A 22,545-nucleotide genomic window follows, 5' to 3' on the forward strand; every position below is an offset into this window, starting at 1 on the left:
GTTTACAAATTGCAAAATTCGCTAGTTTCATAACAATAGTCACATCTATATACCCCTTTTTCTTTACTAGTAAGATTAAAAACCTGAGGTATATCCTTTTCTATTGTAGTTATGCATCTTGGATTTCTACATGAAATTATATTTACAACCTTCTCTGGTAAAGTTGGCTTTATCTTATCTACTATTCGTTCATCATCTACTATATTAATCGTTATAGTTGGTGATAATAATCTTAAAAATGTGTAGTCTAGAGATACATTATCCTCTATCTTTATAATATCTTTTCTACCAAGTTTAGAGCTTTCTACATTCATAATTAATGCCACTGGGTATTCAACCTTATCAAGTTCTAGATGATTAAATATCTTTATCCCAGTTCCTGCTTTTATATGATCCATTACTATTCCCTTTTTAATTGTGGTTATCTTAAGCATTACTTCACCTCCAAAAGCTTTAATATAAGTGCCATTCTTACGTACATTCCATACTCAGCTTGTTTGAAGTAACATGCCCTTGGATCGTTATCCACCTCTTTTGAAATCTCATTTAACCTAGGTAGTGGATGAAGTACTATCATATCTTTTTTAGCTAACTTCATCTTATTTTTATCTAAAATATAACTATCTTTTAATCTTATATACTCCTCTTCATTAAAGAATCTCTCTTTTTGAACTCTAGTCATATATAGGATATCTAATTTATCAATTACATCCTCTAATCTTTCAACTTCCATAAATTCTATATTGTTTTCTATAAGTATTTCTTCTCTTATATATTCTGGAATTGTAAGTTCTTTTGGTGATATTAATATAAACTTATTATTTTTATATCTAGACATGGCTTTTAAAAGTGAATGAACAGTTCTTCCAAACTTTAAATCACCACATATTCCTATAACGTTATTTTCTATACTCTCTTTTAAATTTCTTATGGATAACAAATCAGTAAGAGTTTGGGTTGGATGCTGATGTCCACCATCACCTGCATTTATAACTGGAACACTTGAGAACATGGTTGCAACCTTTGCTGAACCTTCTTTTGGATGTCTCATTGCAATAATATCTGAATAGGTAGAAACTATTTGAATAGTATCAGAAAGACTTTCCCCTTTTGAAACAGATGAGGAATTTGGTTCTGAGAAACCTAATACACTTCCTCCAAGCCTCATCATAGCAGCTTCAAAGGAAAATCTAGTTCTAGTGCTTGGTTCATAGAATAGAGTGGCAAGGATTCTTCCCTGCATTAGACTTGAATATTCTTTAGGATATTTTATAATATCCTCAGCTAAATTAAAAATTTCATTTAGCTCATCTACAGTAAGATCCATAGGATCTATTAAATGTTTAATTTTATTCATAATTTCCTCCTTTTTAACCTCTCTGTGTTAAATTTAAAGGGACTAATAAGGCATTTTTGCCTAAAAAAAAGCCTTCCTTAAAGGAAGGCGTAATACGTCCATTTAGTATGGTAACTTTACTTCCTTAATGACCTCTCTGGATCAAATTAAAGGCTCTATATTACATAGAGAATAGCAAAAATATAACCTATTGTCAATAGCCCTGTACTAAATTTAAGAGCTATACGCTTTATTAACTTTCTAAAGATTTATTAACAAAACCTCTAATTGTATTTATTTGATCCATTGTCAAACATAAAAACTCTCCCCCAGCTAGAAAAGCTTTATCATCATATCCTACCCATTTTATTTCCATAATGGCTGTAAAAGAAGGGCTCCCCTTAATAGATAGAAGAATATCTAAAAAATCACCTTTCTTAAGTGGAATATCGCTACTTATACAGATTCCTGCCTCAGATATATTCAGTGCTCTCATAATAGGATCTCCGCTAGGATTATTTACATTTTTATCATTTATTCTCGGATACATGATTTCTAAGTCAAAATCAATTCTCTTACTTGCTCTCTTTTCCTTCAAAAATGAGTATACTTTATTATTTTTTGCTGATTCCATACTAACCCACCTTTATATGCTTTTGAAATCAATATCTTTAAATTTGTAATCTAATTATATCATTCTATCTAAAGCTTGTAACTAAGCTATTTTTATTTTAAATAAAAATTTATGTTGACAAAAAATTTGGGTGGTTTAGAATTTTAGTTCTTATATTTTTAATTTTAGTATATCCTCAAGATCAAGCCCAGCTTGTACAATTCCTTTTCCATCTTTCCTCGATATAGCAACAAACTTATAGTACTTATCATCCACATCTCTTTTCATAAAGTTTTGAGTTACTATAAGTTTATTATCCTTAAGTATATTCCTAAATACATGAGCTTGTGAAGTTTCATCCTCAGTAAATCTAAATCCTATTCCAAACTTATTATTTGATAATATTGTAACCCCGTCCCCATCTGTTATGTAAAATTCTGATATTCCACTTTCAGTTGAATACTTATCAAGAAACTCGTTGTTTATCTTTTCACTGCACATCTGTTTTGCTAAAACTTCACAATGGCTTATTAGTTTTTCTGAAATAATATTTTCAAATTCTTGAGTAAATTCTAGCAATGTTTTAATATCTTTAGACATATTATCGCAACTATCAATATTTAATCTTTCTAGTTCATACTGCTTCTTTATATCTACAACTATATTATTAACTTCAACATTAAAATCTTTAAAAAATTCTGAAGCATCATCAGATACTACTTTAATTTTTTTATTAGAAGATAATTGCTCCTCTATCTTTTTAGAAACTAAATGAACTGACCCTATTATATCCGTAACCTCAGTATTTATGTCATTAAAACATTCTTTTATAGAACTCGTAGAGGTCTGAACCTTTTTGCCTTTTTCACCTAATATATTTATTGCCTCAACAGCCGCATTACTTTTAACCTTTATGTTTTCTATATTGCTTCTTATATCCTTTGCATAAACAGCACTTTCGTCCGCTAATTTCCCAACTTCAGTTGCTACAACACCAAATCCTCTGCCACTTTCACCTGCTCTAGCAGCTTCTATTGCAGCGTTTAATGATAGTAGATTTATATTTTTTGCAAGCTTACTTATTAAATCAGCCATCTTCTCGACAGTATCGGTAACATTTGCTAAATTAGTTATATCACCTATCAGATCGTCCATATGTACATTCATATCTTCAAGAATTTCTACAGCATCCTCAACAGTCTTTCCTCCCATTTTTATAGAATCTTCTGTTTGAGCTGCACTTTCTCTTACCTTATTTGAAAGAGTGTACATCTCCTGCTGTGAATTGTATATATTATTAGTAAGTGAGTTTAGTTCATCAATTCTTTTAAAAGTATGTTCTGCCTTATGTTCAAATCCATCTATTTTTTCGCCTACACTTTTAGCAGTATCCATGGATGTAGTACAAGAAGAATATATGTTATTAAGCTGCTGTGAAATTCTAGTTGAAGATCTTAAAGTATTATATATCCAAGATATTAGTTTTTCAGTTATTTTACCTAAATCATTGTCTATAAATTTATTATCTTCAATATTTAAAGTCAAATCTCCAGAAACTATCTTTTCAATAGCTTTTTTATATTCATCTTTTATTTTTTTATTTTTTATCACCTGAAAGGTAAAAGCTAAAATAAGTATAACTATTATAATAAGTTCAATTAAATTTAAATAATTCATTTGTATAATCCCCTCTTTAAAATATCTACAATAAAAAGAGATCACAACTTACCACTCCTTAAGAGCAGCTAAGCCACAACCTCTTCATTGCGTATCAATATTAAATAATTTATAACTAATTATACTCTAATTTTAATTTTTTTTAAATAATATAATAAAATATTATTTAAAGTTAGTATCCTCACTAAATTTAATTTGAGATAAAATTATTCCCAAAAATATAAACATACACCCTATATAGCCTCTAATACTCATAGTTTCACCTAATAAAATAACTCCCCCTAAGGCACCAAACACAGACTCCATACTCAATATTATTGCAGCATGAGAAGGTTTGGCATTCTTTTGAGCTACAACTTGAAGTGTATAAGCCACTCCAACCGATAAAATTCCTCCATAGAGTATTGGAACTAACGCCTGAGATACCCCACTTAAAGTAGTTTGTTCAAATATAGCCGAAGTGATTAAACTTAAAATAGAACAAGTTGCAAACTGTATACAAGATAATTTTAGAGCATCTATCTTATCTGAAAAATAATCTATAGCTAAAATATGTATAGCCCAAAAAACAGCTCCTATAATCTCAAGCAAGTCTCCATAAGCTATTGAAAAATTCTCATTAACACTTAATAGATACAAACCAACTACTGAAATAATTACTCCAAGCCATGCATTTTTTTCAATTTTATGTTTTAATAAAATTCCAATAATGGGTACTAAAACCACATAAAGACCTGTTATAAAACTTGCCTTTCCAGCTGTTGTATACATAAGTCCAATCTGCTGTAAGCTTGCCCCAGCATAAAGAATAAGACCTACTATAATTCCAGGCAATATAGATTTCTTAAAGCCAACATCATACTTTTTCTCTTTCTTTTTTCTTTTATCAAAAAAAATAATTAATGGAACAAGCGAAATACTACCTATCGCAAACCTTATTCCATTAAAACTAAATGCACCTACATAATTCGCCCCAGTTCTTTGTGCAACAAATGCAAAACCCCATATAGCTGCAACTAGCAATAGAAGTGAATTAGCAGCTAATCTTTTATTATTCATTTATTATCCCCCTTAGATTAAATTCTCTATTATAATACCACAACCACAATTTTTTCTACAAATTAATTCAAAATCCTCACTATATTGTGACACCAAATATTTCTGAGCATATAATAATATTGAAAGTTTTATTGACTCATATTATTTATATTATTTACTAAATATAGAAAAGCCTAAGAGTATATTCTCCTAGGCTTTTCTGCATTTATAATATTTCAGATTACATCTATATTAATTGGTGTCTAGTCAGCTTTTTACCTTTTTAAATGTTTTTCTTTTTAAAGGTTTAAGCATTATATCTTTGAATATTATTTAGATGATTTTGGTGTATTCTTTAAATTTGTTCATCACGCCTTTGCAATAGGTATTATATATAAATAATATAAAGCAGTCACTCAACAGTGACTGCTTTATTAAAAGGGAGAAGAATAATGAAAAAACTTAATTTCAACTTATGAGTTTATTATAGAGTTACTATGTGTCCTTCATGTGTCATTACAATAAACATTCTGTTAACAAACATCCATCAATTTTATCATCTCTTCTATTAGCTCTTCTTATTTCTTTTTAATACCAAACAAAATCCTTATTAGGCAAAAACTACTTCTTAATCCCCTCCAAGCAATCCTCACAAACATACTTACCTTTAAAGTCTTGTCCACCTTTTATATTGCCGCAAATAGTGCAACCCGGATTATATTTTCTTAGAATCATTGTTTTCTCCTCAGTGAATACCTCTAGGGAGTCAGCGATATCTATATTCATTACTGTTCTTAACTCCTTTGGTAGTACTATTCTTCCTAGCTCGTCTACTTTTCTTACCATTCCTGTACTTTTCATAATTATCCTCCTAAAAAATTTATTCTTCAGTTTCTTCTTTTGTCAAGTCCTTGCACTCATTACAATTATAACACTCTCCACTACATACAACATCATAACCTTTAATAATATCCTTTACTTCGCTGCACATGCATTGAAATACTTGGCAGTATTTAATAAACATAACCTTCTTCTCCTTTGCTCTATAAGTATTAGCTTATCAAGCTCTCTACTCTTAGTTAATACCCTATTATCACTGATTCCATACATATTGATGGATTTATGTAAACTTCTTCTCTTTTTCTCTATTATCGAAATTATTCTTATCATCTTCAATCTCCTCTCAAATCTTAATCAATATTCGATTATCTATATAATACAGCTCTTTTCTTAAAATAAACTGAAACTTTTGTTAAGTTATTTCACAAATTTCTTAAGATGTCAGTAAGTAAGACTTTTTTTATTTTTGAAGCTCTTATCTAAAATTTCTTTGGTTAATTGTTTTTGCTGGTTAACTGGTTATATTCTTATCTGTTTTTCTGTATTTCTGGTTAACTGGTTAACTGGTTATCTGCTTCCCAACAGTTATTTTATTGATTTACAAATACTTAATTCCAAAGCATTGGTATCCTCATTATATGCTAATACATAAATTAGCCTTTTGTTGAATCATATTTTTAATATTTTTTCGGTTTATGAATATTTAACTTTTTATATTCTCACAATAACTATGAAAGGTGGCTATGCATATGAGGAAATTTACTAGTACTTTTTTAATTCTTTTGTTTTTATTTTTAATTCCATCTAAAGCTAACGCAGTTTCAAATACGAATACCTTTAAAGAGGGGGTTTATAAAGTATCCGACTTTAATTTTTCTGAAGGTAATCTTTACTATATTCAAAATGTATCTGAAAAAGGACCTATATTTTTGCAGATTTATGATAAAGATCAGATAGCACAACAAGCTATACGCCTACCTCCTAAATCTCAAAAATTTAATTTGATATCATTAAAGCCAGAGCATAGAATTGTAATTATAGGTGATGGAGAAGCCTATATCTCTTAAAAGGTACTAACAAGCATCTTTAAAATTGCTTTAATATTTGCTGTTTTAGAATCATACCTGTAGCAAACTAGGCTTCTACAGGTATGATTCTTTTTAATAAAATATATTTTACATTATGAACTAAAAAACACCCCAAAATTCATTTCTAAATAATGCTGTGTTTTAGGTTATTATTCATTTTTATAGTTGTTAACTAAAATAAGATGGCTAATTAAATTAACTTGATTTTATGTTCTTCAACTATCTCTATTTATTTTCCCAATTACAAGTAACAATCAATTTCTTCTTTCTAGTATTATATATCTCCTTATGGTAAAATTTTGTTAAAAGGTGGTGTTACCGTGGAATATAATGAACTTTTAAAAACTAAATGTACCTTAAAAGAATATTCCTTTTTAGCGTTATTAATTGCAAACGACTATGCTGATAGTCTTTTCTTAACTTCGTTTGGACAAGTTATTGGTAAACCTTATAAAGATCCAAAAGATAATTATATATCTAGTCAAATTTCACTCACTGATGTAATAATTATTAATAATAATGGAGTAAAAACAAATTATACCGATTTTACTTTCACCCTTTTTATTGACCAGATCATAGCAATGACACCAATTGATAGGGATTACTTCTTATCTCAACTTGATGATTCTGGATATTAATAGAATCCTTATTAAGGATATAAAATTTCTATAAAGAATAAAATTTTTGCCGTTTTTTTGCCGTTTGCCTAAAATCAAAAAAAGATAACTCCTAGAACCTAGGAGTTATCAGTATTTCATGGCTTAGTGCCAGTTATTCATTACATTATCCCACATCATCTTGCCGCATTTTGCTAAAGTAACAGTTCCATAAACACTGTTTGGAATATCCATAGAAAGAATTGTGAAAACAAAATTTCCTTTGGATAATTGGATAAGTTCAGTGTCATTTTCTACACCCTTTTTATCCCCTGTTTTAGATGATATATCATATTTTAAATCATCAGATATATATAATGCTAATTTATTTTTTATCTGCTGTCTTCTTAAAATATCTATAACCATAGTACTGTTTTCTTTATTTAGGAAAGTTCCGTTATATAAATGCTTCCATATCTTTGAAAGGTCATATGCTGAAGTTATGTTTTCTAATTCACTTTGATCTGATCTTTCATCTGTTGTCTTTCTATTAAGAATAGTACTTCTTAATCCCATTTCTTTAATATCTTTATTGATTTTTTCCATACTCACTAAATCAATAATTTTATTAGCAGCAGTATTATCACTCTGTATTAGCATAGCTACTAGTAATTCAAATATAGTGTATTCTCTCTCATTAAACTCATGGATTATACCAGTACCGTAAACTTTATCTTTACTTTCAATCTTTATTTTATCTAAAAATGTAAATCTGCCTTCCTCAACAGACTTTATTAATGATACAGCTATTGGCAACTTCATACATCCAGCCGCTACCATTTGAACGTTTTCATTGTAACTATACATGTATCCTGAATGTAAATCCTCAAAGTAGAAACTATAATTACCTATTCTTGACTCTAAATATCTCTTAATCTCTTTCATAATACCCTCCAGCTTCCATTCTGTTCTGCTACATCTATTATAACATATTGTCAGAAAATTTTGAAGTATTTTAACATTTATTAGAATTAATTTTATATTTGGAAAAGCACTAATTCCATTGGGGAATTAGTGCTTTTATTTTAATCTCCAAAAGAAATACCAATTTTTTTAGCTATAGTTACTAGCTCACCTGTAGGATTTACATTTTTGTTAGCTCCAATTACATTTTCTAAAGAATCATATGAAATAAGATTTCCTTTTAAACAAACCATATTTCCAAACTTTCCTTTACTAATTAAATCAGCAGCTGCAACTCCATATCTAGTTGATAATATTCTATCAAATGGAGAAGTAATGCCTCCTCTTTGAACATGACCTAAAACTGTACATCTAACTTCATTTTCTTTTATTATACTCTCTAAATCTTCTGCTAACTTATTTCCAATTCCACCCAATCTTATTGGATCTGGAGAATCTTTAACTATTTTAGCTACTACCACATCTCCATCTTTTGACTTAGCACCTTCTGCCACAACAACTATAGAGAATGGTTTACCATTTTGCTTTCTTTCATTTATCTTATCTACAACTCTATTTATATCGTATGGTATTTCTGGAATTAAAATTACATCTGCTGATCCAGCTATTCCTGATTCTAATGCAATCCATCCAGCATTTCTTCCCATAACTTCACAAACCATAATTCTATGATGTGATTCTGCAGTTGTATGAAGTCTATCTAAAGCCTCCGTAGCAACTCCTATAGCAGTGTTAAATCCAAAAGTTATATCTGTTGATGCCAAGTCATTATCTATAGTTTTAGGAACTCCTATAACCTTAACACCTTTTCTTGCAAAATCTCTTGCAGAAGTTAAAGTTCCATCTCCTCCTATAACAACTAAAACATCTACGCCTTCTTTTTTCATGTTTTCTACAGCTACATCAGAAACATCTTTTTTAACCATGGCTCCATTTTCTTCTACTGTATAATCAAAAAGGTTATCTTTGTTTGAACTATATAAAATAGTTCCTCCTCTATGAAGAATCCCTGATACACTTTCTAATGTTAAAGGAACATAATCATTATTATATAGTCCTCTATACCCATATCTATACCCTATAACTTCATACCCATAGTTTAATATTGCTGTTCTAGTTACTGCTCTAATTACAGCGTTTAATCCCGGACAATCTCCGCCTCCTGTTAGTAGTGCAATTTTTTTGATTCCTTGTACCATATTAATCCCCCTCTACTTCTGTAGGTTATTCTTAAATTTATATTGCATTGAAAGTACTATAAACTTTCTAATGTTTAAACTATTCAAAGGACTTTTCACAAAACGTTTGCAAATTTTCAGACTATTGTTACAATTAAATGATATCATAATATTCTGAAAGTGCAAAGACATTTTTCATCTCTTTTCTTTGTTAAATATTAATGAATTATATCCTTTTTTTAACTTTATATTGTGTGCATTTTAAATGAAAAGAGCATAAATAATAATCTCACCAAAGTCTATTTATACTCTTTATAGTTTTTTCAATCTATTTAATTACACCTGTAGCTATTAATGCTACTAATATTATTCCTGCAAAAATTCTATAAATAGCAAAAATTCTCATTGGTTTTTTCTTCAAAAATGCAATAAATCCTTCAATAACAAGTAATGCTACTAGAAATGCCACCACAAATCCTACTGCCAAGGCTAACCATTCGGTTGAAGTCATAGTTGCATATCCTTTATATTTTATTAAATCAAGACCTGATGCTCCTATCATAGCTGGTATTGCTAAAAAGAATGAAAATTCTGCCGATACTGGAGTACTTAAACCGGAAACCCATCCTCCCATAATTGTAGAGGCACTTCTTGACATACCAGGCCACATAGCAAGGCATTGAAATATACCAACTTTTATAGCTTGAACAAAAGATATCTTATCTATATCTCTTGTAACATTTTTTTTGTATTTAAGATTTCTTCTAAAATTATTTTCAATTAATATTAAAAGAATTCCACCTACTATAAATCCAATAGCAACTGTTTTTGTTGAAAATAATTTTTCTTTAATAAGATCATGAAATGCAAAACCTAATATAATGGCAGGGATTGTACCTATTAAAACCGATATCCAAAAATCAAATCCTCTTTTAGCTTCTTTTTTCCCACCAAAAAGAAATTTAAAAAATTCTAACACAGTAGTATATATCTTCTTCCAATATAGAACGACAACAGCCAAAATAGCACCTAGTTGAATAACTACTTCAAACATATCTGCAAATTCACCTTTAAAATCTATAAGGTTCCCAACTAATATCATATGTCCTGTTGATGATATTGGTATAAATTCTGTTATTCCTTCAACTACTGCTATAACTATAGCTTTTAAAATAACTAAATAATCAATTCCCATTCTTTCTCTCCTTAACCTAATATTTATAATCTAAAATTAATTATAGAACCTATAACTTTTCTTGTCCATCTTATTGAAAGTTTCTTAATAAATATGTTACTAATTTTTATCCATAACTTACCAGAATATAAAAACTAATTCAGGTTAATATAATAGCATGGAACAAATAATGATTAAGCCAATACTTAAATGATTCTTTTAGATTTATTTAAGCTTGCTAGAATTGAGTATAAGTTGATTCAGATTTATATTTGATCTAGTGAATTCTATATGGTTAGGAAAAGTGTTTTTATAGTCGGAAACTAAAACTTCTTATTATACTAATATTCCAACTTATCATATAGGGTTTAGCTAACATCATATAAGGTGTTGTAATGATGTTATATAGCCGTGAGGTTATATAGGGTTGTGTAGATATTTTATATGGTGGAACGAACCATTGTTATAGGTAGTGATTTATTTGTATTTAGTCGAAAGATTATCTATGTATAATAAATTATTTATAATGGTGTTAGTTTAATCTTATTTGTTCTTTATTTTTTTCATATACCACGTACATCCTTCCCCTTCCTCTTTAGAATATCTTTATATGAAAAATGACACCTAAAAATAGGTGTCATTTTTCATATATTATCCTCTTATGTTATTTAAAATCTCTTCTTCAACTTTTTTAGCATCTGGAACATAAGATTTTAAAACTTTTAAATTACCTTTAACACTATATTCTCCTAATGTTGCCGGAATAAAAACTGAATCTCCTTTAGTAATGGTTAAATTCCCATTTTCATGATGTATTTCACCATTTCCTTCTACACAAGTTAAAAGATAAAATCTTTCTTTATCACTCACTTCTTTAACTTCAGTTTTTATATCGTATTTTTCAATAGAAAAGTATTCACATAAAGAAAGATAAGTTTTTTCATATCCATCATACTTTACTGTAATTCCATTAGACTTTTCTCCCTTAAGTGAAAAATCTATTACATCTAAAGCTTTTTCTACATGAATTTCTCTTCCTCTATTATAATCATATACTCTATAAGTAGTATCACTATTTTGCTGAATTTCAGCTATTAATACTCCTTCTCCAATAGCGTGAACTAATCCACTTTTCACAAAAAACATATCCCCAGGCTTTACTGGAACTTCATTTAGATACTTTTCTAAATTCCCTTCCTCAATGGCTTTTGCAAATTGTTCCTTTGTGCAGTCTTTTGTTCCAACAACAAGTTTTGCACCTTCTTTAGCATCTATTACATACCAAGCTTCAGTTTTTCCTAAATCCCCTTCATTTTTCAATGCATATTCGTCATTAGGATGAACTTGAACTGATAAACTATCGTTTGAAGTTATAAGTTTTAATAAAAGAGGAAATCTATCTCCCTTAACTTCTGTTCCTAATAAAGTTGTTCCTTTTTCCTCTATTAATTGAGTAAAAGACATTCCTTTATACTCACCATTTGCAACTATTCCAGTTCCATTTGGATGACATGCTATATCCCAGCTCTCACCAATAACACCTTCTGGAAGATTATCTCTGAATTTCTCGAACTCTCTTCCTCCCCATATTCTATCATAATACAAATTTTCAAATATAATTGGATACATGTACATACCTCCTTTTTTCTCATTTTAGCATAATACAAAATCCAATAAAATTCCACTATTAATTAATAAAACAAGGTAAATTCAGGGACAGGTAGCGATGCTCCAGTTTCTTTTTGGAATTCATCATAAAGATTTTTAGCTTTATTATAATTATCCTCTATAGCCTTTTTTATTTCCTCATCATTAATTGAATCTTTTCCATCTAATGCTGCCTTTAAGTTTATCATTCCTCTATCTAAATCTCCATTTATAGAAATGTAAAAACATCCTGCATTATTTAAAGTTAGAGGATCTGCCTTATCTGCTGAATATGCATACCTAACTTCTGTTATAGCTTCAGTATATTTTTCTTTATTCATATATACGGTACCTAATGTTCTATGATATTTAGGAACTGCTTCATTTAAGGAAATTGACTTTTTTAATAAATCTACTGCTGCATCCATTTCATTGTTGGTTAATTTAATCATTGCCATATTGTAGTTAACTTCTGAATCCATCGGTTTTACTAATGATGCTAAGTTAAAATATTCATATGCAGCATTACTATCCTTGGCTGTATACCAATAGAAGTCAGCTATTTTAACCATTATATTAAAATTAAAAGGTTCTTTAAGTAGCGCTGTTCTAAAATATGGCTCAGCCTCTTCTGTATTCCCTTTTTTCATCATTACATCTGGTATTAAAAATCCATAATTATCTGGGTAATCCTTATTAGCTAAAATGCTTTTATCAGCCATTTCTAAAGCCTTATCATATTCACCTTTTTCATAATAGTTCCAAGCTTCAGTATGGTATGCAATGTAGGAGTTTTTATTTTCTTTTGTAATTTCACCTAATAGCTCTGCTGCTTTTTCACTTTCTCCTAAATTCTCATAATTTTTAGCTTTTATAATTTTTATATTTACTTTACCAACATCTTTTCCATCTAGTTCTTGTAGATACTTGTCTGCCATATCTGCTGATACAGAAGACATAGAATAAACCTTAGCAATCCACATTTTGTACGCAAGTTCTTCTGGCTCTTTAGAAACTCTCTCAACCAATTTCTCTAATATAAAATTCTTATTATAAGCAGCTTCTTGAGCTATGATGTCAAAAACCTTCTGCTCATCTTTATCCTTATTCCAAGCTTCTTTTAATGTATCTAATCCTTTGTCCCAATCATTTAGAATCATCTGCATCTTAGCTAAAACAGCTATATCATAAGCTGATTCCTCATCAACAGGATATTCTTTAACTAACTCTTCTGCTTTATTTTTTTCTCCATTTACCATATATACTGTATACATTGTTTTTATTAAAGGTTTGTACCCTTCATATGTATCTAAAAATTCTTCACCTATTTTAAGTGCATCATCATAATCCTTATTCATGAAATAAGTAAAAACTACATGGTTTATGAACTCTTTATCCTTTTCTATAAGTTTTTCAGTTTTTGAAACCATAAGCTCATCTCTTTTTTCCATTGCTTCCTTTAATAGATTATTTGACTGCTCGTAATCTCTTTTAACTGAGTGTACCTCTGCCATTTTAACTGTCCAAATAGGCCATTTATCGTCTTCTTGTATCTTTTTATATTCAACTAAAGAATTTTCAAAATCTCTTTCATAAAAAAGAGTTTCTGCTTTGTTATTCGCAATGGTTAATCGTCCCTTTTTAAGGGTAGCTACTGTGGAGAAAATAACAATACATAAAACTGCTACTACAATTCCTACAAATGTTTTAGATTTTAAGAAGCTCCATTTCTCAGCCGCCTTATTATATTTACTATAAAGTGTTTTTATTAATTTCTTACACTTATCCTTAATCATGTATAGGTTTTCCTTGAAATTATCCATATTTCCTCCTAAAATTTCATAATTCCTAAGTAGATTCTAACAAAATACTTCTTAAAAAGCTATAAATTTTGTTGTACAAATTTATTTTATATAAATTATCCATTATGTTATACTTCTAATTAGATTTAAAATATATATTATAGTCAATAATCTAAAAAGATTGATTAATTGAAAATTTTAGTGTATATAAATTATGTTAAAAGATTTTTAAAGGTGGTGGGCAAAATTAATATTAAGTCTTTAATTAGTATAATAGCCGGTAAAACAACAATATTTTTATCAAAGAAGCTCTTTAAGGGAGGAAGTAATTTTCCTGGTAGAGTATCTTTAAAGTTAAATAAAAGAATATTAAAAGATATAGCTAAAAATTATAAAGTAATCCTTGTAACAGGTACTAATGGTAAGACCACTACTACTTCTATGATTACTAATATCATAAAAAACAATGGTCTTTCTGTAGTTACTAATAGTACTGGAGCCAACATGTTATCTGGAATAGTTTCATGTTTTGTTGAAAACTACAAGTTCATCTCTAAAGAATTAAGATATGCTGTAATTGAAGTTGATGAAGCTAATGTTAAGTTTATAACTGAACATATTTCTCCTGATATAATAACAATAACTAATCTATTTAGAGATCAATTAGATAGATATGGCGAAGTTTATACAACCTTAGAAAAAATTCTTGAAGGAATTAAGAAGGTTCCAAACAGTACCCTAGTTTTAAATGGAGACGAGTCCCTACTTGGACGATTAGATTTACCAAATCCTAAAGTTTATTATGGTTTTAATGCTTCTGTTAATGATGATAATAAAATAGATATAAACGCTGATGCTAAGTTCTGTAAGTTCTGTAAAGCTCCTTATTCTTATAATTTTATTACCTACAATCATTTAGGTGATTATTATTGTCCAGAATGTGATTTTAAGAGAGAAGAACTTAAGTATAGTGTTGATAACATTCTAGAACTTACTGCAGATAGTTCCAAAATAACCTTTAATGGTAATGAAGTGGTTTTAACTCAATCTGGTGTTTATAATATTTACAATGGTTTATGTGCTTATTCTATTGCTAAGGAACTTGATTTAACAGATGAAAAAATAATTGAATCACTAGGTAATCAATCCTCTAGTTTTGGTAGACAAGAGACACTAACCATAAACAATAAGGAAATTAAAATAATATTAGTTAAAAATCCTGCTGGATATAATCAAGCTATAGATACTCTTTGTCTTAATAAAGATGAGTTCTCAGCAGCATTTTTGCTTAATGATAATTATGCTGATGGTAGAGATGTATCTTGGATATGGGATGTTCACTTTGAAAAGTTAAACACTCTTAACTTAAATGATATATTTATCTCAGGAATAAGAATGTATGATATGGCTCTAAGACTTAAAATAGCTGGTCTTAATGATGAAAAGTTTATAGTTAAAGAGGATTATGAAGGACTTACAAGTTCTATATTAGCTAGTGAAAGTAAAAATATTTATATTTTAGCTACTTACACTGCTATGATCAATTATAGAAAATATCTTCACTCAAAAGGATATATAGAAAAACTTTGGTAGGAGGTTTAGTTATGGAAATAAATATTTGTCACCTTTACCCTGATTTATTGAATGTATATGGTGATTTAGGAAACATATTAATATTGAAACACAGATGTGAAAAAAGAGGAATTAATGTAAACATAATAAATCTCTCTTTAGATGAACCTTTTATGAAAGATGAATATGATATAGTGTTTTTTGGCGGTGGTCAAGATTATGAGCAATCCATTGTTTCAAGAGATTTAACTGGAGAAAAAAGGGATGCTATAAGAGATTATATAGAGGATGGAAAAGTTTTTTTATCTATATGTGGCGGATATCAGCTTTTAGGAAAATATTATTCTGCACCAAATGGAGAAAAGTTAGATGGATTAAATATTTTAGACCTTTATACAGAAGGTGGAGATAATAGGTTTATAGGTAATACTATGATTCATAATGAAGATTTTAATGAGACCTATGTAGGATTTGAAAACCACTCTGGAAGAACTTATCTAGGTGAGGGATTAAAACCTCTTGGAAAATGCATCACAGGTTATGGTAATAACGGTGAAGATGGTATGGAAGGATGTATTTATAAAAATACTTACGGAAGTTATTTTCATGGTCCACTTCTTTCTAAAAATCCTGAATTTGCAGACAGATTAATTAAAAATGCTTTAGCTCATAAAGGAATTGAAATAGACCTTACTCCTTTAGATGATTCCTTTGAATTAAAAGCTAAAGAAAATGTAATGAACTCTTTAAAGAATAAACCAGCTTAACTTGGTTTATTCTTTTTTAGTATTCTAATAAATTCATATATAATTCTAGCAGTATGCCCCCATATAACCTCATCTTTCCATATATAGAAGTAGGTTTCATACATACATTTTGAAAACTTATATCCCTCTCCTCCTCTTATAAGATCATAAGGAAAATCCTCTCCCCTATCTACTATTAATTCTCCTTCATGATATATAGGTTCATTTTCTAGTAGAAACTTTAATGGTATCTTAATTAATGAATCTACCTCATCCTTACTATAGGTATCCTTGAGCTCCTTTATTTTAGCTACAAAAGGATACATTATTACTGAAAAAGGTGTAATAAGATAATCCATAGCAGAATATACTTCTAAATCTTCCTTATCTATTCCAAGCTCCTCAACCGTTTCTCTAATAGCTGCCTCTATAGGAGTTTCTCCCTCTTCGATTTTTCCTCCTGGCAAACAAATATCTCCTGGTTGGTGTCTAAGATTTAACGCTCTCTTCTCCAATATCAAATAAATCTCCTCATTTTCTTCGTATAAAAGAATCATAACCGAACTTCTTTTATAACTACCAATTTCTTTTGGTACTCTATTCTGTAGCAATGTTTTTATTGATTTTGTATCCATTTTGTATCTCCTTGGTAATTATTTTTACAGTTGTTATTATACTATAATAATGTTATACTTATAAATGCCAAAATTTAAAAGTATAATTAAAAAAATATTAATACGATAGGGAGATGACACTTTGAAACGCAAGAATTTAATTTCTACTTTAGTATTAACACTATCTTTAACAATAATTTCTCCTTTTATAACTAAAGCCCATGCTGTAGAAAAACTACAAACTCCAAGTATAAAAGGAACCTCAGCCATTTCTATTGATTATGAAACTGGCGAAATAATATATGCTAAAGATATTGATGCAAAGGCTTATCCAGCAAGTACTACAAAACTTATGACAGCTTTACTATTTGCTGAAAACAAATCTAAAAATGATGATATTAAATATACTGAGGAGGCAAAGGCTCAGCCAGCTTACTCTTTAAATACTAATTTCCAACCCATACCAATTGGTGGAACTATGACAGCAGCAGATGTTATGAACGCACTTTTATTGTACTCAGCTAATGATTCTGCTTACATGGTTGCTGATGCTGTAGGGGGTACATCTGATAACTTTATCAAGATGATGAATGATAAAGCTAAAGAATTAAACCTTAAAAACACTAATTTTGTAACACCTAATGGAGTTGATGATGGTCCAAATGGAGATAGTCATTACACTACTGCTTTTGATTTAGCTACTATAGGAAAAGCTGCTTACCATAATGATTGGGTAAAAGAAGTAATGGGAACTAAAAAAGCCACTATAACTATAAACAAAACTGCTGAGTTTAAAGTTGACAACAGAAATGAAAACTTAGGGCTCGATGGGTGTATAGGTGGTAAAACTGGTTTTACCACAAAAGCAGGAAGATGTTTAGTTGCTTTATATGAAAGAGATGGAAGAAAGATAGTTGGAGTTGTTTTAAACTCTGGTAAAGATATTAATAATCCTCAAGTATTTAAAGATATGGAATCTTTAATAAACTATAGTTATGCTGCTGAAAAAACATCCTACATCTCTTCTGGTACCGAAGTTGCTAAAGTTAACGTTGATTATAAGGCATTTAAATTCTTTGGACCAAAGAAAACAGTTGAAGCAAGTGTTTTAGTAGATAAAGATATAACTATATACGATAATGATATTAACAAAAATGAAGGTACTGTAGCTGTTGATGTTCAAGGAAAAGATGCTTGGTCTTTAGCCGCTAAACCTGAAACTGAAGTTAACTTTTCTATTAGAGATTATAATCAAAAATATACAGGAAAAATAAATATAAGTACCTTTACTCTTATTAAAACTAACATAGTAACCTATTTAATTACTTTAGGTGTTTTAATAGTTGTATTTACTTTAACATATTTATTATTAACTGCAAAAAGCAGACGTAGAAAAAGAAGATATTTTTAATAAATAAATGCCATAGCTAGTCTAATCGAGCTATGGCATTTCATTTCACACTATTTTTTTCTTTAAATTTTTTACTATCTTAACTATCTCAATAGGACTATCTATAAGATAATCTGGATTAGTGCTTATTAATTCCTCTATTGGAACCACTGTATATCTAACTCCTATAGTTTTACACCCTGCATCTCTTCCACAGATTATATCAAAAGTTGCATCACCAACCATCATAGCCTCATAAGGATCAACTCCTAATAATCTACAAGCCTCTATAGCTGGTTCTGGACTTGGTTTATGCTTTTCCGTCGCCTCAGGTGTCATAATTACATCAAACAAATCATATATTCCTGCTATTTTCAATCCTCTATCTGCCATTATTTTTCTTTTGGACGTTACTATCCCAAGTTTAACTCCCATTTCTTTAAGTTCTTGGAGCATGTCCTTCACTTCTGGAAATGCATAACACATAGTATCATGTTTAACATCATTAAGACCTCTATAAGTAGTTACTAATTCCTCCAACTTATCTTCAGTATAAGGTATCAATGATTGAACTAACGGTTTCCCAAATAGTCTTGATATTTCATCGTCTGAAGGTTCGATATCTAATACTTTTTTAAATGCTTCTCTAAAGGAAGTTAAAATAAGCTCGTTAGTATCAAGTATTGTTCCATCTAAATCAAATAAAACTGCTTTTATCATAAAAGTCTCCTTCTTTCGTTAAAGTTATCCTCAATAAATATAACTATACCTTATACCGCCTATTTCTTCAACTTATCATATATATCCTTGTACTTTTCCGCACCCTTATTCCAACTATTATCTGAGTAAAATGCATTTTCTACAACCTTGTTCCATAAGTTTTTATTTCTGTATATATCTAAAGCTCTATCTAAACTATCTAACATATCTCTTGATTCAAAATCCTTAAAAACAAATCCATTACCTTTTTTCGTTAAAAAATTAAATTCTTTTACACTATCCTTTAATCCACCTACTGCTCTCACAATTGGAATTGTTCCATATCTCATAGATATCATTTGAGTCAATCCACAAGGCTCAAACTTTGAAGGAACTAAAAATAAATCTGAAGATAAGTATATTTCATTAGCTAAATTTATATTAAAATCAATTATAGTTTTTACCCTTCCTTTGTATCTTGATTCTAATTCCATTAGTACTTCTTCATAATAACTTTCTCCAGTTCCAGAAATAATTATCTCCATACCCCTATCAACAAATTCCTGAATATTAGATATTAATAAACTTATTCCTTTTTGATTTACCAATCTACTTATTACAGATATTATAGGTGTGTTTTCATTTACAACTAAATTTAACTTTTCTTGAAGTTTTCTTTTGTTTATTTTTTTATATTTAATTAAATCTTGTATAGTTCCATTCTCTATAGGAACTTTAAATAGATTATAGTCTATTCCATTAAGTATACCTAAAAAGTTTTCATCTTTATCTTTCAAGACCTTCTCCAAACCAAATCCATAATGTTTTTCTTTAACCTCTTTCGAATAACTTGGACTTACTGTTGTTAACATATCACTTTTATTAATTGCCCATTTCATAAAGTTAATCCCTTCATTATGCTTTAGTTCTTTTTCAGTATAATACCTTTCTTCATCTATTCCAAGCATCCAAAGAGTATCTTTACCAAACTGCCCTTGATAAGCAAGATTATGAATAGTAAAGAGGGTTTTAATATTTCTGTATTTATCTTCCTTATAATAAATGTCTTTTAATGGTATAACCATAGATGAATGCCAATCGTTACAATGTAATATGTCTGGTACAAAGTCCTTTAGATATCTTACTCCTTCTAATACCGCTTTAGAAAAAAATATAAATCTTTCATCATCATCTCCATAACCATACACTTTTTCTCTATAAAAATAATCTGGATTATCTATAAAATAATAATCTATTCCTTTATAATTACAATATTCTAATACACAAGGAACTGTCCTCCACCCTATAAACGTCTCATACTTAGCTAAGGTTTTAATCTTTTTACGATAGTATTTAGGAAATTTATACTTAGGCATTATAACTCTAATATCAATACTTTTCTCCTTTAAAGCTTTAGGAAGTCCTAAAGCTACATCTCCAAGACCTCCAACTTTTGCAAAAGGATATGCTTCGGCAGTTACAAATAGAACCTTCATAAATTCACTCCCTTTTAGATAAAAAAAGAGCTCTAAAGCCCTTTTATAAATTTAAGAATTTATTAGTTTATCTTTTTGGATAATATGTTCATCTATCCATGTAATAATGAAGTTTAATATATCTATTAGATGTTTTTCTTGACTTTCATCTATCTTACTTAAATCAAAACTATTTATTTTATCAATAAACTCATCATGCTCAACCTTATGAGATAAAAATTTCTTATACCCTATACTAAGCATATATTCTTCCTCAGACTTAAAATGAAATACTGTATAGTTTGCAAGTTCTTCAACAACCTCAACAATCCTATCGTATTTATCTGTTAAAAAATCATTTTTTAACAATTCATAAACTTTATTAGCTATTTCGATTAGCTTTTTGTGTTGTTCATCTATAAGTTCAACACCAATTACATATTCCTCTTTCCAATGTACCATAATACTACCACTCTCCCTTACAGTATTATACTACAATTATATTATTCAGTGATTTTATTCATCAAAAATTTACAATCTTTTTCATTATCTAAATCTTTTCCTTAGAAATCAAAATACGTCTAACAGCATCATCTAACCTATCTTCCGATATTTCTCCCTTTATAACCTTATCTTTTATATAAGTTACAAGTTCCTCATAATCTTTTTCATTCCCGCCTGGAACTACAGTAACTGGCATCAAAATAATATCCGCTCCTGCATTAATAGATTTTTCAACTGCATCTTTTATATTATAGTTTTTAGCTATAGCTCCCATATTAAAAGCATCAGTTATAACAACTCCATTAAACCCCATTTTCTCTTTTAATAAGTCCGTTATCATTGCCTTAGATAAAGTTGCAGGGGTTTTATCATCATCTAATGCAGGCACTATTATATGCCCTACCATAATCATATCCACATTATTTTCTATAGCTTTTTTAAATGGATATAATTCAACTTTCTCAATTCTATCTATAGCGTGAATTACTTTAACGAGCTCTTTATGAGAATCTCCTGATGTATCACCATGTCCTGGGAAATGTTTAGCAGTAGCTAATATGCCTTTAGACTTAAGTCCTTTTATAAATTCAACTCCAAACTCAGCTACAACCTTTTCGTCACTACTAAAAGATCTATTTCCTATGACTGGATTTTTAGGATTAGTATCAACATCCATTACAGGTGCAAAATCTAAGTTTAATCCTAAAGCTTCAAAATCTTCTCCAATAGTACTTCCAGCAATAAATGCATTTTTAGAGTCTTTCGTATTTCCTATTTCTCTTGCACTTTTTGTTTTATTGCTCGTAGGTATTTTACTTACTTTTCCACCTTCTTGGTCTACTGCTATAAAAAACTTATTATCTTTGCTTAAGGCTTGAATATCTTTAGTTAACTTTTGGGTCTGCTCTTTATTTATCATATTATACTCAAATAATATAATTCCAGCTAACTGATGCTTATTCAAAAAATTTTTAGTTTCTTCATTCACATTGGTGAACCTTATTGTTTTCCCGTTATCAACCACATTATCAATAGATAACATCATCATCTGATCAATCTTTTCTTCTATAGACATGTTCTTTACTTTTTCTTTTATTATATCTTGATAAGAGTCTATATTTTGAACCTCATCTTTGGCTATACTGCACCCCCCTAAGGTTAATATCAATACAAAAGAAAGAAAAACTTTTAGTAATCTATTCATACTTTATTCTCCTCACTATTAATATTCCTTAGGTTATGTATATTTTGTTTATTCTATACTTTCAGCTAAGATATCATAAGCATACTGAATTATTTCATTTTAATTTCACAAATAAATACACTCTAATGAGTGTATTCAGCTGCTAAAATACTATCTTTTTTAAAATATCTAACTTGATTTCTTAAGTGGCAAAAGGCTTTAATATTTTCATCATTTACACCTAATACATCTATATTTCTTTTAGTTATATTATTGTCTTTACCCATGTAGATAATTGTAACAGCTTTATGATTTTCTATAGATTTTTTTATTATATCCATTACTAATCACCTCTTTAATATATTATAAACTATATTAAAAGTATATGC

Annotated in this window: 24 protein-coding genes; 5 read left to right on the forward strand and 19 right to left on the reverse strand. The window is 29.1% G+C overall.

The genetic code is table 11. From position 1 onward, the window contains the following. Nucleotides 1–2 precede the first annotated feature (2 nt). The 8 genes from BUA92_RS03715 to BUA92_RS23695 all read right to left on the reverse strand — a co-directional run bounded on the left by BUA92_RS03715 (nt 3) and on the right by BUA92_RS23695 (nt 5,834). Complete coding sequence (locus tag BUA92_RS03715; protein ID WP_073016885.1) at nt 3–434, reverse strand: aspartate carbamoyltransferase regulatory subunit; 432 nt, start codon at nt 432–434, stop codon at nt 3–5. Then, complete coding sequence (pyrB, locus tag BUA92_RS03720) at nt 434–1,357, reverse strand: aspartate carbamoyltransferase (protein WP_073016887.1); 924 nt, start codon at nt 1,355–1,357, stop codon at nt 434–436. The genes BUA92_RS03715 and pyrB overlap by 1 nt, the downstream gene beginning before the upstream one ends. Nucleotides 1,358–1,589: 232 nt before the next feature. Continuing rightward, nucleotides 1,590–1,970 (reverse strand): PilZ domain-containing protein, encoded by a 381-nt coding sequence (locus BUA92_RS03725; RefSeq protein ID WP_073016889.1) that lies wholly within the window; start codon nt 1,968–1,970, stop codon nt 1,590–1,592. A 150-nt stretch (nt 1,971–2,120) separates the two neighbouring features. Further along, entirely contained in the window at nt 2,121–3,626 is a 1,506-nt protein-coding gene (locus BUA92_RS03730; RefSeq protein ID WP_073016892.1) for a methyl-accepting chemotaxis protein, read from the reverse strand. 162 nt (nt 3,627–3,788) lie between these two features. Beyond that, nucleotides 3,789–4,685, reverse strand: coding sequence for a DMT family transporter (locus BUA92_RS03735; protein WP_073016894.1), 897 nt, complete (start codon nt 4,683–4,685; stop codon nt 3,789–3,791). A 600-nt stretch (nt 4,686–5,285) separates the two neighbouring features. Then, nucleotides 5,286–5,525 carry an AbrB/MazE/SpoVT family DNA-binding domain-containing protein gene (locus BUA92_RS03740; protein ID WP_073016897.1) on the reverse strand — a complete coding sequence of 80 codons (240 nt, stop codon included), beginning with the start codon at nt 5,523–5,525 and terminating at the stop codon, nt 5,286–5,288. Nucleotides 5,526–5,544: 19 nt separating this feature from the next. Beyond that, entirely contained in the window at nt 5,545–5,688 is a 144-nt protein-coding gene (locus BUA92_RS23165; RefSeq protein WP_175550846.1) for a hypothetical protein, read from the reverse strand. After that, nucleotides 5,640–5,834 carry an aspartyl-phosphate phosphatase Spo0E family protein gene (locus BUA92_RS23695; protein WP_073016899.1) on the reverse strand — a complete coding sequence of 65 codons (195 nt, stop codon included), beginning with the start codon at nt 5,832–5,834 and terminating at the stop codon, nt 5,640–5,642. Before BUA92_RS23695 ends, BUA92_RS23165 begins: the two co-directional genes overlap by 49 nt. Nucleotides 5,835–6,253: 419 nt before the next feature. Between BUA92_RS23695 and BUA92_RS03750 the strand changes: the two genes are divergently transcribed. Together BUA92_RS03750 and BUA92_RS03755 are read left to right on the forward strand one after the other, a co-directional pair. Then, on the forward strand, nt 6,254–6,571 hold the full coding sequence (locus BUA92_RS03750; protein ID WP_073016902.1) for a hypothetical protein: 318 nt from the start codon (nt 6,254–6,256) through the stop codon (nt 6,569–6,571). Between the two features lie 341 nt (nt 6,572–6,912). Beyond that, nucleotides 6,913–7,230 (forward strand): hypothetical protein, encoded by a 318-nt coding sequence (locus BUA92_RS03755; RefSeq protein WP_073016904.1) that lies wholly within the window; start codon nt 6,913–6,915, stop codon nt 7,228–7,230. Between the two features lie 123 nt (nt 7,231–7,353). Here BUA92_RS03755 and BUA92_RS03760 read toward each other — a convergent pair whose 3' ends face one another. The 5 genes from BUA92_RS03760 to BUA92_RS03780 all read right to left on the reverse strand — a co-directional run bounded on the left by BUA92_RS03760 (nt 7,354) and on the right by BUA92_RS03780 (nt 13,994). Next, nucleotides 7,354–8,133, reverse strand: a complete 780-nt coding sequence (locus BUA92_RS03760; RefSeq protein WP_021802379.1) for a serine hydrolase — start codon at nt 8,131–8,133, stop codon at nt 7,354–7,356. Nucleotides 8,134–8,273: 140 nt separating this feature from the next. Continuing rightward, complete coding sequence (locus BUA92_RS03765) at nt 8,274–9,371, reverse strand: 6-phosphofructokinase (protein WP_073016907.1); 1,098 nt, start codon at nt 9,369–9,371, stop codon at nt 8,274–8,276. Nucleotides 9,372–9,678: 307 nt separating this feature from the next. Beyond that, a complete protein-coding gene (locus BUA92_RS03770; RefSeq protein WP_073016909.1) occupies nt 9,679–10,545 on the reverse strand; it encodes an undecaprenyl-diphosphate phosphatase in 867 nt (288 codons plus the stop codon). A 630-nt stretch (nt 10,546–11,175) separates the two neighbouring features. Continuing rightward, complete coding sequence (gene manA, locus BUA92_RS03775; protein ID WP_073016911.1) at nt 11,176–12,153, reverse strand: mannose-6-phosphate isomerase, class I; 978 nt, start codon at nt 12,151–12,153, stop codon at nt 11,176–11,178. Nucleotides 12,154–12,215: 62 nt separating this feature from the next. Next, nucleotides 12,216–13,994 carry a tetratricopeptide repeat protein gene (locus BUA92_RS03780; protein ID WP_073016913.1) on the reverse strand — a complete coding sequence of 593 codons (1,779 nt, stop codon included), beginning with the start codon at nt 13,992–13,994 and terminating at the stop codon, nt 12,216–12,218. A gap of 216 nt (nt 13,995–14,210) precedes the next feature. On the opposite strand from BUA92_RS03780, the gene BUA92_RS03785 reads away from it, so the two are divergent. Both BUA92_RS03785 and BUA92_RS03790 read left to right on the forward strand, forming a co-directional pair. Next, entirely contained in the window at nt 14,211–15,566 is a 1,356-nt protein-coding gene (locus BUA92_RS03785) for a Mur ligase family protein (RefSeq protein ID WP_073017986.1), read from the forward strand. Nucleotides 15,567–15,577: 11 nt separating this feature from the next. Next, nucleotides 15,578–16,312 (forward strand): type 1 glutamine amidotransferase, encoded by a 735-nt coding sequence (locus tag BUA92_RS03790; protein ID WP_073016915.1) that lies wholly within the window; start codon nt 15,578–15,580, stop codon nt 16,310–16,312. Here the strand turns inward: BUA92_RS03790 and BUA92_RS03795 are convergent. Then, nucleotides 16,309–16,926 carry an NUDIX hydrolase gene (locus BUA92_RS03795; RefSeq protein WP_073016916.1) on the reverse strand — a complete coding sequence of 206 codons (618 nt, stop codon included), beginning with the start codon at nt 16,924–16,926 and terminating at the stop codon, nt 16,309–16,311. The two genes, BUA92_RS03790 and BUA92_RS03795, sit on opposite strands and share 4 nt — an antisense overlap. Before the next feature lie 121 nt (nt 16,927–17,047). On the opposite strand from BUA92_RS03795, the gene BUA92_RS03800 reads away from it, so the two are divergent. Then, complete coding sequence (locus tag BUA92_RS03800) at nt 17,048–18,316, forward strand: D-alanyl-D-alanine carboxypeptidase family protein (RefSeq protein ID WP_073016917.1); 1,269 nt, start codon at nt 17,048–17,050, stop codon at nt 18,314–18,316. A gap of 45 nt (nt 18,317–18,361) precedes the next feature. On the opposite strand, the gene ppaX is transcribed toward BUA92_RS03800, so the two are convergent. The 5 genes from ppaX to BUA92_RS03825 form a co-directional block, all read right to left on the reverse strand. Beyond that, nucleotides 18,362–19,015 (reverse strand): pyrophosphatase PpaX, encoded by a 654-nt coding sequence (gene ppaX, locus BUA92_RS03805; protein WP_073016918.1) that lies wholly within the window; start codon nt 19,013–19,015, stop codon nt 18,362–18,364. A 59-nt stretch (nt 19,016–19,074) separates the two neighbouring features. Then, nucleotides 19,075–20,490, reverse strand: a complete 1,416-nt coding sequence (locus tag BUA92_RS03810; protein WP_073016919.1) for a glycogen synthase — start codon at nt 20,488–20,490, stop codon at nt 19,075–19,077. Nucleotides 20,491–20,541: 51 nt separating this feature from the next. After that, nucleotides 20,542–20,931, reverse strand: a complete 390-nt coding sequence (locus BUA92_RS03815; protein WP_073016920.1) for a bacteriohemerythrin — start codon at nt 20,929–20,931, stop codon at nt 20,542–20,544. Between the two features lie 88 nt (nt 20,932–21,019). Continuing rightward, nucleotides 21,020–22,177, reverse strand: coding sequence for a beta-N-acetylhexosaminidase (nagZ, locus tag BUA92_RS03820; protein WP_073016921.1), 1,158 nt, complete (start codon nt 22,175–22,177; stop codon nt 21,020–21,022). 122 nt (nt 22,178–22,299) lie between these two features. Continuing rightward, nucleotides 22,300–22,497 carry a hypothetical protein gene (locus BUA92_RS03825; protein ID WP_021802392.1) on the reverse strand — a complete coding sequence of 66 codons (198 nt, stop codon included), beginning with the start codon at nt 22,495–22,497 and terminating at the stop codon, nt 22,300–22,302. Nucleotides 22,498–22,545: the final 48 nt, after the last annotated feature.

Origin of the sequence: Clostridium intestinale DSM 6191, from assembly GCF_900130055.1 — a bacterium.
In the GTDB taxonomy this organism is placed as follows: Bacteria; Bacillota; Clostridia; order Clostridiales; family Clostridiaceae; genus Clostridium_T; species Clostridium_T intestinale.